This is a genomic window from Uruburuella testudinis (genome assembly GCF_022870865.1).
Lineage (GTDB): Bacteria > Pseudomonadota > Gammaproteobacteria > Burkholderiales > Neisseriaceae > Neisseria > Neisseria testudinis.
In genome coordinates, this window is the sequence record NZ_CP091508.1 from 95,984 (window position 1) to 109,028 (window position 13,045).

10 protein-coding genes are annotated in these 13,045 nt (G+C 56.3%); 2 read left to right on the plus strand and 8 right to left on the minus strand.

The window, feature by feature from the left end:
• Window positions 1-527: 527 nt before the first annotated feature.
• From LVJ83_RS00435 to LVJ83_RS00445, 3 genes are all read right to left on the minus strand, one after another.
• On the minus strand, window positions 528-1,121 hold the full coding sequence (locus tag LVJ83_RS00435; protein ID WP_244785243.1) for a hypothetical protein: 594 nt from the start codon (window positions 1,119-1,121) through the stop codon (window positions 528-530).
• A gap of 427 nt (window positions 1,122-1,548) precedes the next feature.
• Complete coding sequence (gene waaA, locus LVJ83_RS00440) at window positions 1,549-2,802, minus strand: lipid IV(A) 3-deoxy-D-manno-octulosonic acid transferase (RefSeq protein ID WP_244785244.1); 1,254 nt, start codon at window positions 2,800-2,802, stop codon at window positions 1,549-1,551.
• A gap of 215 nt (window positions 2,803-3,017) precedes the next feature.
• On the minus strand, window positions 3,018-3,557 hold the full coding sequence (locus LVJ83_RS00445) for a Spy/CpxP family protein refolding chaperone (RefSeq protein WP_244785245.1): 540 nt from the start codon (window positions 3,555-3,557) through the stop codon (window positions 3,018-3,020).
• 198 nt (window positions 3,558-3,755) lie between these two features.
• On the opposite strand from LVJ83_RS00445, the gene LVJ83_RS00450 reads away from it, so the two are divergent.
• A complete protein-coding gene (locus tag LVJ83_RS00450; protein WP_244785246.1) occupies window positions 3,756-5,600 on the plus strand; it encodes a glycine betaine ABC transporter substrate-binding protein in 1,845 nt (614 codons plus the stop codon).
• A gap of 170 nt (window positions 5,601-5,770) precedes the next feature.
• A complete protein-coding gene (locus tag LVJ83_RS00455; protein ID WP_244785247.1) occupies window positions 5,771-6,601 on the plus strand; it encodes a betaine/proline/choline family ABC transporter ATP-binding protein in 831 nt (276 codons plus the stop codon).
• Between the two features lie 171 nt (window positions 6,602-6,772).
• Here LVJ83_RS00455 and efeB read toward each other — a convergent pair whose 3' ends face one another.
• The 5 genes from efeB to LVJ83_RS00480 all read right to left on the minus strand — a co-directional run bounded on the left by efeB (window position 6,773) and on the right by LVJ83_RS00480 (window position 12,980).
• Complete coding sequence (gene efeB, locus LVJ83_RS00460; protein ID WP_244785248.1) at window positions 6,773-8,035, minus strand: iron uptake transporter deferrochelatase/peroxidase subunit; 1,263 nt, start codon at window positions 8,033-8,035, stop codon at window positions 6,773-6,775.
• A 364-nt stretch (window positions 8,036-8,399) separates the two neighbouring features.
• A complete protein-coding gene (gene efeO, locus LVJ83_RS00465; RefSeq protein WP_244785249.1) occupies window positions 8,400-9,563 on the minus strand; it encodes an iron uptake system protein EfeO in 1,164 nt (387 codons plus the stop codon).
• Window positions 9,564-9,593: 30 nt separating this feature from the next.
• Window positions 9,594-10,412, minus strand: coding sequence for an iron uptake transporter permease EfeU (gene efeU, locus LVJ83_RS00470; protein ID WP_244785250.1), 819 nt, complete (start codon window positions 10,410-10,412; stop codon window positions 9,594-9,596).
• 490 nt (window positions 10,413-10,902) lie between these two features.
• On the minus strand, window positions 10,903-11,904 hold the full coding sequence (locus LVJ83_RS00475) for an adenosine deaminase (RefSeq protein WP_244785251.1): 1,002 nt from the start codon (window positions 11,902-11,904) through the stop codon (window positions 10,903-10,905).
• Window positions 11,905-12,248: 344 nt separating this feature from the next.
• The gene (locus LVJ83_RS00480; protein ID WP_244785252.1) at window positions 12,249-12,980 is read right to left on the minus strand and encodes a dienelactone hydrolase family protein; all 732 of its coding nucleotides are present in this window, start codon (window positions 12,978-12,980) and stop codon (window positions 12,249-12,251) included.
• Window positions 12,981-13,045: the final 65 nt, after the last annotated feature.

The following is a 13,045-nucleotide window of genomic DNA, read 5'->3' on the forward strand; positions in this document are numbered from 1 at the left end:
TGAATCGGCATCACAAAAAGTGTGTCAAGGCTTTTAAATAAGGTGCGTTCGGAATAAGATAATTTAAGATCATTCATGAGATATCAATCCTTCGCGATTTTGCCCCCACCCTAACCCTCCCCCGTTGGAACGGGAAAGGGAACAGCGTGCAGCAACGCCAACCGAATGCTGCCGGATAAAATTTAATGTCCGGCAACCCGCTGCCCGGTGATGATTTGGCCTGTATAAAAATCCTGCGCCGTGATGTCTGCCCGTGCTATGAACTGTCTTTGCCCAACTTGCTGTCGTCAGTTGGTTTGAATTTAACGATAGCCTGCTTGTTTTTTTATTTTTATAGAAACAGCAGCTTGCCATCAATCAGCTGCTCTTTTTTGGCATTTTCTTATCTCGAACCCACGTTAAACATGATAATCAACAGATGAGGCCGTCTGAAACTTTTCAAGGTTTCAGACGGCCTTTTGCAGGATTTCAAATGGGTATGGCAGCCGCAGCATAAACGGCGGATAACGCGGGCAAACCGCTCCGGTTTATCTGCCCATTTCGCTTTTGATGGCGCGGATATTGGCTTCACGGTCGCGCACGGCCTGCTCCAGGCGGGTGATTTTGGCTTTGTCGCCTTTTTTGCGCGCCACGTTCAGTTGTGCCTGTGCGCGCACTAAGGCGCTTTGTTCGTTACGCACTTCATTTTGCAGAATCTGCCTGCGGGTGAGCTGGGGCTTGGGCGGCGGGGCAATCACCGGCGCGGCGGTGCGCGGGGCGGCTTTGCTTTTGGCATTGTTTTTGCGCGGCTGGTTGCGCAGGCGCACATTCATGGGCGGTGCGGCGGCTTCGGCGGTGTTGGTGACGCTGTTGTTGCGCACTGTGGGCAGGATTTTGATGTCGTCGTAGCTGCCGAATTGTTCTTTTTCCCAAATCCGGCTGATGTTGTCGTTGCCGGCGGGGGCGGATGCGCTGTCGGTGGGGGCATCGCTGATGCCGTTCATGCTTGAGAGCTGGCAATGGCGGCCTTGTTTTTCGGTGGTAAACACGGCCTTGCCGTCGATTTGGCAGATATAGGTGGCGGCGTGCAGGGGCTGCGCGAAACCGGCCAGCAGGCAGGCGCTCAGGCCGGGAAGGCTCATTCGCAAAAGTAAACCGGGCCGGCGGCGGCTTGGGAGAGGCAATGCCGCCGGCTTATTTTTTCGGATGGGTGTCAAGGTGTTTTTCATGGTTTGGGCGGGGTTCGACATAGGCCGATTATAACGATGGCGCTTGTAAAATTGGGTTTGGATGTTGAGGCCTATTTACAAAAATAACCTAACGGTGTTGAAGCGCTAGGGTGTCCTGACAATTCAGAATTATTCAGATTTTTTGCGATAAAAGTGCAGATGCCAGGCAAAAAACGCAGCAAGATTGGGCATCTTGCGAGGTTTTTTAACGCAGCAGATGTGCTTTTATCGCAAAAAAGATGATGATATATGAATTGTCAGGACACCCTAAGTTAACCGGCCGCGTACGTGTGCACCGTCTTCGGCCCGCCGTCTTGCCCGCTTATTTTGGTGAATGGGTTCAGACGGCCTCGGCGATTTTGGCGGCCATGCGGGCGCTGGCGCCGCGGTGGCGGGCAACAAAAGCTTCGGCGCGGCCGGCATATTGCGCCCGTTGTTCGGGGTGCGCCAGCCATTCGGTTACGGCATGGCGCCATTGTTCGGCGTCGGCTATTTGTTTGGCGGCGCCGGCTTGCAGTGCGCCTTGGCAGGCATCGGCAAAATTATAGGTGGAGGGGCCAAACAGGGTGGGAACGCCGCAGGCAATCGGTTCGATGATGTTTTGACAGCCGGTGTCGACCAGGCTGCCGCCGACAAAGGCGATGTCGGCGGCCAGATAATAGCCGAACAATTCGCCCATGCTGTCGCCTATCCACACTTGCGTATCGGCAGCAACCGGGGCGTTGTCGCTGCGTTTTTGAACTTTGAAGCCGTGTTGTGCGGCTAAATCAAAGGCCGTCTGAAAGCGTTCGGGGTGGCGCGGCACAATCACCAGCAAGGCATCGCTCTGATGCTGCCAGGCTTGCAACAGCAAGGCCGCTTCATCAGTGCCTTCGTGTTCGCGGGTGCTGGCGCAGACCACGACCGGGCGGCTGCCGATGCGTTGTTTGAAGGCGGCGGCGCAATCGTGCATGGCGGCGCTCGGGGTGATGTCGTATTTGCTGTTGCCGCACACGTGCACGTTGGATGCGCCGATAAAGTGCAGCCGTTCGGCATCGGCGGCGGTTTGGGCGTAGCAGCCGCACAGGCCGGCCAGCGCGGGCGCCACCAGCGGGCGTATTTTCAAATAGCCGTTTTGCGATTTTTCCGACAGGCGGGCGTTGGCCAGAAACAGCGGCACGCCGGCTTCGGTGCAGCCGTGCATCAGGTTGGGCCAGATTTCGGTTTCCATCAGAATGCCCAGCCGCGGCCGGTGTTCGTGCAGAAAACGGCGCACGTATTCGGGCTTGTCGTAAGGCAGATAGCGGCATTGTGCATCGGGATACAGCGCTTGGGCGGTGGCGCGGCCGGTTGGTGTCATTTGTGTGAGCAACAGCGGCGCGTCGGGAAAATATTTTTTCAGCTCGGCAATCAGCGGTTGGGCGGCGCGGGTTTCGCCTACCGACACGGCATGTATCCACAGCGGCTGCTGCACCGGGTCGGCCAGCGGTGTGCCGAAGCGCTCGCCCCAATGCTCGAGATAGGCGGGCGCTTTTCGGCCGCGGCGGCGCAGATAGCGGCGGATAAGCGCTGGTGCGATGCGCCATAATTGGGTGTATAGCCAGCGTGCATTCATAAGGTTTGAGGCCGTCTGAAAAGGTTGTTGGGAAAAATAAAGGCGTCGGCCAAATTTGCAACCAAGGCCGACGGATGCTGCCGGGGGTTGAGATATCAGACTGTATTGTAGCCGATTTGTGCCCGCAAATATGAAAAAGGCCGTCTGAAACAAGATTTTCAGACGGCCAAGGCTGCGCTTAAACAGCAGGGAATACAGCTTGATTTAATGTTGCATCAGCGTTGGGCGGGTTTGTCTTGCGGCGTGCGGCCGTTTTTACGGGCATCTTGGCGCTGCTGTTGTTTGGCCAGCCATTGTTGGCGCTGTTCGGGCGTAAGCACCTGCATAACGGCATGGCGGGTTTTCAGCTGTTGCAGCTCGGCTTCGTTGTGGCGCTGTTGGCGTTGGGCTTGGTATTGGTCGCCTTGGGCAATCAGGTTGCGGGCGGCAGCTTCATCGAAAGTGGGGTTGGTCAGCAGGCTGTTTTCAGCGGCGCGGCGGGCTTCCATCCGGCTGCGGAATTGCTCGCGCTCAGCCGCATCAGGCGCGGGGCGCTCGCCGCGTTGCGGGCGGTTTTGCTGCATGATTTGCTCGATTTGGGCTTTTTGCGCATCGGTGAGGTTTAAATCGCGCAAATCACGGGGCAGACCGCCGCGTTTGAAATCTTTGTGCATGCCTTGCTCGTGTTTGGAGCCGCGTTGCGGTTTGTCGGCGGAGCAGGCAGTGAGGGCGAGCCCCATCAATACGGCGGCAGAAATGGCTGCGGTTTTTTTCATTGTGTTTTCCTTACATTGGTGTTGGGAAGAGATGCGGCAATGATAGCCATTTAATATGTTAAGACGGGTATTTATTGCGTAAATCATGTTTTTGCTGGTGTTAAACATACATGCTTGTTTATAAGCAGTTTGTTTCAGACGGCCTGTTTGTGGTAAAACAGCAATATGCCGATTGCCACATTATTTCAAGGACATTTTATGACGCGTTTGCAACGCTGGCTGGTCGTTTGCCTGCTGCTGGTGTGCGCCCCCTTTGCAGCGGCCTGTGTGCCGGAGCGGCCGATAAAACTGGGTGCGCTCGATTGGGAAAGCGGCCAGTTTACCACGGCGGTGTTGCAAACCCTGTTGCAGCAAGGCTACGGCTGCACGGTGGAAACTGTGCCCGGCACCACCACGGCGCTGGAAACGGCGCTGGCGCAAGACGATATTCAAATCATTGCCGAACAATGGGTGGGTCGTTCGCCCGTCATGCAAAAAGCGATTGACGAAGGCCGCGCGGCGGTTATCGGCGACACCCTTCAGGGCGGTGCGCAGCAGGGCTGGTATGTGCCCGATTATGTGAAAAAAGCCCATCCCGATTTGCGTGATGTGTCTGATTTGGTGCGTTTTAAAGATTTGTTTCCCGACCCCGAGCAGCCGCAAAAAGCGCGTTTTCTCAACTGCCCCAGCGGCTGGACGTGTGAAACGTTTAACACCCGCCTGTTGGCCAATACCGGCCTGGATGCGGTGTTCAATAATGTGCACCCGGGCACCGGCGCGGCGCTGGATGCGGAAATTTCTTCTGCCTACGAGCAGCAAAAACCGATTCTTTTCTATTATTGGCAACCCACGGGGCTGATGGCGAAATACCGCTTCGAGCCGGTGGCGTTTCCGCCCTATCACGACGGCTGCTGGCAGACGCTGCTTCAGGCCGACAGCCGCAATAATTGTGTGTCGGGCTTTCCGGTATCCAAGCTGGCGATGTCGGTGTCGGCACCGTTTCAGACGGCCTATCCCGAGTTGGTGCAGCTTATCGGAAACATTCAGTTTGCCCCCGATATGCTCAACCGCGCCATTTTGGAGATGACGGAAAACCAGCGCAGCGGTGCGGCGCAGGCACGTTTGTTTTTGCAGCAGCATCCTGAAGTGTGGCGGCAGTGGGTCAGCGCCGAGGCGGCAGAGCGTTTGAATGCGGCGCTGGAAACCGGCGGGCGCGCCGAAGCCGGTATTTTCGCTTCGTGGTCGGTGGCCGAGGGCTTAAACCGCTCGCTGTCAAACACCGTGCAGCAACACGGTGCGCAATTTCGCCATGTCAGCCAAATCACCCTCGATTCGCTGCTGCTGCCGCTTGAGCGGGCTTTGCAGCGCCTGCCGGCGTGGTTGGTGCTGCTCTTGGTGGGCGGCATCGGCTGGCATGCCACCCGCAAGCTGTGGTTTGCTGCTTTGTGTGCCTTCGGGTTTTACGCCATCGGCTCGCTCGGCTTGTGGGCGGCGCTGATGCAGACTTTGGCGCTGCTGCTGGCTTCGGCGCTGTTTATCATCATCATCGGCATTCCCGCCGGCATTGTGATGGCCCGCAGCCCGCGCCTGCACAAGCTGTTCTCGCCGGTGCTCGATGTGATGCAGACCATGCCGAGTTTTGTGTATCTGATTCCGGTGCTGATGCTGTTCGGCATCGGTAAGGTGCCGGCGCTGTTTGCCACCGTGGTATACGCCATCGCGCCCCTGATCCGCCTCACTGCGCTGGGCATCCGCCAAGTGAACCCACAGATGATTGAAGCGGCCGAATCGTTCGGCAGCACGCGCCGGCAATTGTTGTTGTGGGTGCTGCTGCCGCAGGCCAAGCCCAGCATCATGGCGGGCATCAATCAGGCGGTGATGATGTCGCTGGGCATGGTGGTGCTGGCCAGCATGATCGGCGCCCGCGGCTTGGGCGAATATGTGTTGCAGGCGGTGCAAACGCTCAATATCGGCCAGGGGGTAGAAGCGGGGGCGGCGATTGTGATTCTGGCGATTATTAGCGACCGCATCACCCAAGCCTACGGGCGCGGGCGTAAAAAATAACTAGGTGAGCATGTGATTGATGAGCGCTTTTGCCCGGCATCTGCATGTTCAGGAGCAAAAATCCTTTTATCAACACATAGCCAGAAAGCCTGAACCATGCGGTTGGCGAGCAAAAAAGGCAACCGCGCCGACAGCAAAATCATTGCCATCCACCCATTACCGGAACCGTTATGACCATCCGATTCGACAACATCAGCAAAATCTACGGCCAAGATAAGGCGTGCACGCGTGCGCTGGCGATGCTGCGGCAAAATGCGCCGGGCGATGAAATTTTTCAGGCCACCGGCTGCCAGGTCGGCCTGCGCCATATCACGCTGGAGATTCCCGCCGGCGGCATTTTCTGCATTATGGGTTTGTCGGGCTCGGGCAAATCCACATTGGTGCGCCATATCAACCGCCTGATTGAGCCCAGTTGCGGCGAAATCTGGGTAGACGGCACCAACGTTACCGCGTTGGGCGCCAAAGCGCTGCGCGATTTCCGCCAGCAGCGCGTGAGCATGGTGTTTCAGCATTTCGGCCTGCTGCCGCATCTGACTGTGCTGCAAAACACCGAATACGCCCTGCGCGTGCGCGGTCTGCCGCCCAAAACGCAGCATGAAACTGCCCGCCATTGGTTAAATGAAGTGGGGTTGGCCGGATACGAAGCCAGCTATCCCGAAGCGCTTTCAGGCGGCATGCGGCAGCGTGTCGGCTTGGCACGGGCGCTGGCGTCAGATACGGACATTATTTTGATGGACGAAGCTTTTTCGGCACTTGATCCGCTGATCCGCACCAAGCTGCAAGACCAATTGCTCGATTTGCAGCAGCGGCTGCGCAAAACCATTGTGTTTATTACCCACGATATTGATGAGGCGCTGAAAATGGGGCATTGCATCGCCATTTTGAAAGACGGCGAATTGGTACAGTCGGGCACGCCGCAAACCTTGCTGCACCGGCCTGCCGATGATTATGTGGCCGAATTTATGCGGGCGGCCAAAGTGGCGCCTGTTCACAAGCAATAACCGATAAAGGCCAAAGCTTGAGGCCGTCTGAAAGTTTTCAGACGGCCTCAAGCTTTTTTCAACAAGCGGCCGCTGTGTGGTGTGGGTTTTGCCTGCGAATCATGCTGTGTTACCCACCTTGGGAAACCCTAACCCTCTCCCGCTGGAACAGGGGCGGGAAACCGGGTGCCGTTATGCGCGCAGCAGGCTTTGGCCGAAAAAGCCGCCTTCTTCCACGCCCGGCAGGGTGAAGAAATAGCCGCCGCCAAACGGGCTGATGTATTCTTCCAGCGGCTCGCCGTTGAGCAGGTTTTGCACGAAGATAAAGCCGTCGGCAAGATTGGCCTGATAGCAGATGAAAACCAGCCCGACATCGAGCTGACCCGATTTGGCCAGGCCGCGTGAATAGTCGAAAGGCCGTCTGAACAACAGATGCTTTTTCATAAATTCGGGGTCGCGCGGGTTGGCCAGGCGCATGTGGCTGTCTTTCGGAATCACTTTGCCGTCAGGGTCTTTGCCGTAATCGGGCGTTTCCATTTCGGTTTGGCCGCCGAGCGGGGCGCCGCTGTATTTTTCGCGCCCGAAAATGGTTTGCTGCTCTTGCAGCGGGGTGCGGTCCCAAAATTCGACAAAATGGCGGATGAGGCGCACGGCCTGATAGCTGCCGTTTTTCGCCCATTCGGGCTCATCGAGGCTGTTGGCGGCTATGCCTGTCCACAATACTTCATCGGCGGTTTGCGGGTTTTGCACATCGGGGTTGCCCGAGCCGTCGCGAAAGCCGAACAGGTTGCGTGCGGCGGCGCCCGGCTCGGTTTTGGGCAGAAAACCGTCGATGCTCCAGCGGATGATGGCGTATTGGGCGGTGTTTTTAATCAGGTCGCGCAGGGCGTTTTGGCAGGTTTCGGGGGTGAAGGCGCAGATTTGGATGCTCAAGTCGCCGTCACACCATTCGGCGGCGAGTTTGTCGTTGGGAAAGCGCGTCATTTCCACCAGATGTTTGGGCTTTTTGGCGGCCAGCCCGAAGCGTTGGTCAAACAGGCTGGCGCCCACCGACACGGTGATGGTCAGGCCGTCGGGCTTGATGGTTTTGCCGAGAATGCCGCTGCCGGCGGGCGGCAGTTTGGCGTCGCCGTCTTGCAGCTCGCCGCCGCGGGTCAGAAACTGGATGCGGGCGGTGAGCATGCGCAACAGGTTTTCCAGCTGCGACGGGGTTTGTGCGGAGACGTCAAATGCGGCCATGATGGCAAACGGCTGGTGCGGCGTGACAATGCCTTGCTGGTGGGAGCCGTAGCAGTTGTAGCTTTCGCTGCGGTGTTGCGCTTGTTCGGTTTTTTCTTCGGCGCGGCCTTTTTTTTCGCCATAGGCAAAACCGCCTGCCGCTGCGGCGATGCCGGCGGCGAGTGCGCCTTTGAGCAGGGTGCGTTTTTCGGGTTGGGTGGGGGAATCGGGGTTCATGGTTGTTGTCCTGATTTTATTTGTGGATTGTTGAGGCCGTCTGAAAAAGGCAGCGTGCGCGGTTTCAGACGGCCTGTGGTCAAACCGTGATGCTTCAATGGATAGATTCGGCAGTTTTACCTGAAAATATTTTATTAATTTCTCTTTTAAAACAATTAGATTGATTGAAAAAATGCCGTGATTCAATGGCCGCTTCTATCAGGAAACAGTGAAATATTTCTGCTTTAACAAAGGCCGTCTGAAAAACTGCCGGGTTACGGTTTGTTGATAACTGATCAGCCGGCCGGGCAGCGCCTGCATTTCAATCAATCGTTCAGACGGCCTTATCCATCAAGTTAAGGCCGTCTGAAAGCTGCTGATGCCATCAATTCAAGCCCAAAGTGCCGCGCAGTTGCGCCAAATCTTCGGCCAGCGCGTTAACCGGCGCCTGGAGTGCTTTGCGGTCGGCTTCGCTGAGTTTGTCGTAAGTTTCAAAGCCGCCGGCGGTTTTGTATTTGGCCAGAATGTCGTTTACGGTTTTGAAATTGGCATCGGTTTTATCGAGCAATGCTTGGTTTTTCTCGGCAATCAGCGGGCGGAACAGCGCCACAATTTTCTCGGCGCCTTCCACATTGGCTTGAAAGTCGCTCAAATCGGTGTGGCTGTAGCGGTCTTCTTCGCCGCTGATTTTGCTGCCGGCCACTTCTTCAATCAACACTGCCGCGCCGCCCACTACTTTATTGGGCGGGAACGACAAAACATCGATTTCCTGTTGCAGCGCTTTCACATCGGCCAGCAGTTTGTCGGCAGTTTCATTGACGCCGGCGGTGCTGTTTTCTACCCATAAAGCGTATTCGATGCGGTGGAAGCCGGTGAAGGCCGGGTCGGTCGGGCCTTGTTTGAAATCGTCTTCACGCGCATCGATGGCGGGATCAAGCTCGTTAAACAGCTCGGCAATCGGCTCGATACGCTCATAATGGTAGCGGGCGGATGCAAACTGTGCTTTGGCCGCGTCAATATTGCCGGCTTTGACGGCCGCCACAAAAGCTTCGGTTTTGGCCACCAATTCTTTGGCTTCGCCCTGCACATAAACTTTATAGTCGGCCAGCGGCTGCTCCAGCTTGGCCATATCGGCTTGCGATTCGGTGGGGGTAAAGCCGCTGTCGGTTACCGTGAGCTTGCCGCGCGGGTTGGTGAGCAGGCCGCAAGTCATCTCGTATTCGCCCGGCAGCAGGGTTACCGTCATCTTATCGGCAAGGCCGGGGGCGATGTTTTCGCGCTCGTCGACCACCATCACGCCCTGCAAAATCTCCCATTCGAGCTTGCGGCCGCTGTTGTTTTGAATATTGAACACGGTTTGGCCGCTCGGCACGCTCAGCGCCATCGGCTCGCAGGCGGCATCGTTTACCGCCACATTCACGCTGCCGTCGGTATTGGCCGCACCGGCAGATGCGCCCGAGGCCGCCGGTTTTTCTGCTTCGGGCGGCTGGCAGGCACCCAAGCCCAAAGCCAGCAACACAGATAAGGCGGTGATATTCAATGTTTTCATGTAAAACCCTTTATTTAAGCAAGATTAAAATCAACGGGCAGGCAGCGGTTTGCTGCTGCGTAAAAACCAAAACAGCATCGGTATCAGATACAGGAGCCAAGCGCCGACTTCGCCCCGGCTCGGGTGGTCGCTGTAGCCGAAAAATCCGCCCAGAATCACGCCCAGCGGGCTGTCTTCGTGCAGAATATGCGCCGCATGAAAGGCGGTATCCTGAAAATGGTTCCACACGCCTGCTTCATGCAGCGCCCGCAGCGATCCGGCGAGCAGGCCGGCTGCCACCACAATCAGAAACACCCCGGTCCAGCGGAAAAATTTTGCCAGATTGATGCGGATGCCGCCCTGATAAATCAGCGTGCCGATCAGCACCGCGGCAGCCAAACCCAACACGGCACCGGCGGGCATGCGCCAGGAAGGGCTTTGCTGGAATACCGCAATCAGAAAAAAGACACTCTCCAAGCCTTCGCGCGCCACCGCCAAAAAAGCCATGCCCACCAGCGCCCAGCCGTGGCCGTTGCCGCGGTTGAGCGCCGCCTGCACCGATTGCTGCACGTGTTGTTTCATCGAACGGGCGGCTTTCTGCATCCACAAAATCATGTAGCTGATCATGGCCACCGCCACCAGCCCGATAATGCCCACCACCAGCTCTTGTTGTTTTTGCGGAATTTCACCGGTTTCACGGTGGATGCCGTAGCCCAACGCCAAACACATCAAAGCCGCCAGCACTACGCCCAGCCACACTTTCGGCATCAGCCGGCTGTGGCCGGACTGTTTCAGAAAGCCGGCCACAATGCCCACAATCAGCGCAGCTTCAATGCCCTCGCGCAGCATAATCAGAAAAGCAATAAACATAATCAGTGTATCAATTGAGAAATATTTACTTATCTTTATATGCCTGTTGATATTCAAATGCAAATAGTTTTTATTACTTATATTCACGAGAGAGATTGAAGATATTCATTTATTTTCATTGGAAAATTTGATAGAGGCGTTTAACGGATACCCGTTTGTAAAAGTCAGCTCACCACATCATCAGCTGAAACCCGTTCGCAACAGTAAGCGAACAAGGCGGCGGGCCAGCGCCGTTGGCTTATTTTTATGAATGGTGATGAGTATCAGGCCGTCTGAAAACCATATTTTCAGACGGCCTTATATTTGTTGATAAAAGCAAAGCGGCAAATCAAAGGCAAAAACGCAGCAAGATTAGACATCTTGCGAGGCTTTTTAACGCAGCAGATGCGCTTTCAGGAACAAAAATCCCCTCATAAACAACACATCATGGCACCACGGGGCGCTGAAGTGCCAAGCCAACCTGTTCCGCCTATGCAGCCCGGAATGGGTTTCAGACGGCCTGACGAATATTCCGGCACCAGGCGGCTTTGGCGGTTTCGCTTAAAAACGATGCCTGAAATGAGTTTTCACACAGCTGTTTGATTTCGGCAGTGCTCAAATCGAGGGCTTGCACCAGCGCGTTGAAATTTTGGTTCATATAGCCGCCGAAATAAGCCGGATCGTCTGAATTCACGGTAACGCACACACCGCGTTGCAACAGGCGGCGCAGGTTGTGGGCGGCCAGATTATCAACCACTTTGAGCTTCAGGTTGCTCAAAGGGCAGACGGTGAGCGGCATTTGCTCGGCAATCAGGCGTGCGGTCAGGGTTTCGTCTTCTTCGGCGCGCACGCCGTGGTCGATGCGCGACACTTTGAGCAAATCCAGCGCCTGCCATATATATTCGGGCGGCCCTTCTTCACCGGCATGAGCCACGGTGAGGAAGCCGGCTTCGCGGGCGGCGGCAAACACGCGTTCGAATTTGGCGGGCGGGTGCCCCACTTCGCTCGAATCCAGCCCCACGCCGATAATGTGTTCCCGATGCGGCAATGCGGCTTCGAGTGTGGCGAATGCCGCATCTTCGGAGAGGTGGCGCAAAAAGCACATAATCAGCAGGCTGGTGATGCCCCATTGCTGTTCGGCTTCGAGGCAGGCGCGGCGGATGCCGCCTAACACGGTGGCAAAGGGCACACCGCGTTCAGTATGGGTTTGCGGGTCGAAAAAGATTTCGGTATGCACCACGTTGTCATCGCGGCAGCGCTGGAGATAGGCCAGCGTGAGCTCGTAAAAATCCTGCTCGTGCAGCAGCACTTCGGCACCGGCGTAATAAATATCCAAAAACGATTGCAGATTGTGGAAATCATAGGCGGCCTTGACTTCTTCTACGCTGGCATAGGGAATGCCGACGCCGTTGCGGCGGGCGATGGCAAACATCAGCTCGGGCTCGAAAGTGCCTTCGATGTGTACATGCAGCTCGGCTTTGGGCAGGGTTTGAATCAGGGTTTGGCGGTTCATAAACGGGCTCCGGTAAGGCGCGGGGCAGCGGCGGTGCAATCACTTGATTTTGAATAAGGTGCCGTTGCCGCCGTGCAAGATTGCCGGGATCAGGTGCCGGCCCGGCCATCAGCATGGCGGTTTGGCTGAAATATCCAATATTTCAGACCGCCGGTGGCCAAATTCGCGGGTTTGGCTTCGGCCATTATGGGTTCGGCAATTTTAACGCCAACAATCTTTTATTAATTTATTTTTTAAAACAATGAGATTAATTTAAGAGCATGCAGTGATTTAATTGCTGTTGCGATAAGTGTTTGAGCGATACAGGCCGTCTGAAACTTTTCAGACGGCCTGTTGCGGCGTGCTTATAAAGTGCGCCCGAGCAAATTGAGCATGTTTTGCCAGGCCGACGCGGCGGCTTCTTCGTTGTAGGCCAGATCCACACCGTTTTTCTCGCCGTTGCGGGTGGCTTGCGGGTTGGTGAAGCCGTGTTTGGCACCGGGGAAAATATCCACGCTGTAGCGCACTTTGGCGGCGTTCATTTCCTGCTCGAAGGCGGCGAGATCGTCGAGGGTGACCATGGTGTCTTTCTCGGCGTGTTCGATCAGCAGGCTGCCTTTGATAAAGCCTTCTTGTGCCGGTATGGCGGGGGTGAGGTTGCCGTGGAAGCTGGTAACGGCTTTTAAATCGGCACCGCGGCGGGCCATGTCGAGCACCACTTTGCCGCCGAAGCAAAAACCGATGGCGCCGATGCTGTGGGGATTGATTTGGCTTTGGGCGGTCAGCGCGTGAAAGGCCAAGTCGGTGCGTTCGACCAAAATGGCCGGGTCGGCCAGCACTGCCGTCATCCATTCGTTGGCTTGGGCGGCATCGTCGGTGAGGCATGCGTCGCCATACAAATCCATCGCCAGCGCGGCATAACCGGCTTCGGCCAGCCGCTCTGCCGCACGTTTGGCGTGCTCGCTCAGCCCCCACCACTCCGGTGCCACCAGCACGCCGGACAATTCGTCGGCAGCCTGTTCGGGCAGGCACAAATGGCTTTGCAGGGTTAAACCGTCGGCGGTTGTGTAGCTTAAGGTGCGGGTAATCACAGACATAGCAGGCTCCTGATAAAAAGTTTTGATACCCGTTCATAAAAATAATCTAACGGCATCTGCGCGCC

Coding starts and splice junctions, on each gene's coding strand:
- LVJ83_RS00435 (WP_244785243.1), bottom strand. CDS start 1,121: ATGAGCCTTCCCGGCCTGAGCGCCTGCCTGCTGGCCGGTTTCGCGCAG.
- waaA (WP_244785244.1), bottom strand. CDS start 2,802: ATGAATGCACGCTGGCTATACACCCAATTATGGCGCATCGCACCAGCG.
- LVJ83_RS00445 (WP_244785245.1), bottom strand. CDS start 3,557: ATGAAAAAAACCGCAGCCATTTCTGCCGCCGTATTGATGGGGCTCGCC.
- LVJ83_RS00450 (WP_244785246.1), top strand. CDS start 3,756: ATGACGCGTTTGCAACGCTGGCTGGTCGTTTGCCTGCTGCTGGTGTGC.
- LVJ83_RS00455 (WP_244785247.1), top strand. CDS start 5,771: ATGACCATCCGATTCGACAACATCAGCAAAATCTACGGCCAAGATAAG.
- efeB (WP_244785248.1), bottom strand. CDS start 8,035: ATGAACCCCGATTCCCCCACCCAACCCGAAAAACGCACCCTGCTCAAA.
- efeO (WP_244785249.1), bottom strand. CDS start 9,563: ATGAAAACATTGAATATCACCGCCTTATCTGTGTTGCTGGCTTTGGGC.
- efeU (WP_244785250.1), bottom strand. CDS start 10,412: ATGTTTATTGCTTTTCTGATTATGCTGCGCGAGGGCATTGAAGCTGCG.
- LVJ83_RS00475 (WP_244785251.1), bottom strand. CDS start 11,904: ATGAACCGCCAAACCCTGATTCAAACCCTGCCCAAAGCCGAGCTGCAT.
- LVJ83_RS00480 (WP_244785252.1), bottom strand. CDS start 12,980: ATGTCTGTGATTACCCGCACCTTAAGCTACACAACCGCCGACGGTTTA.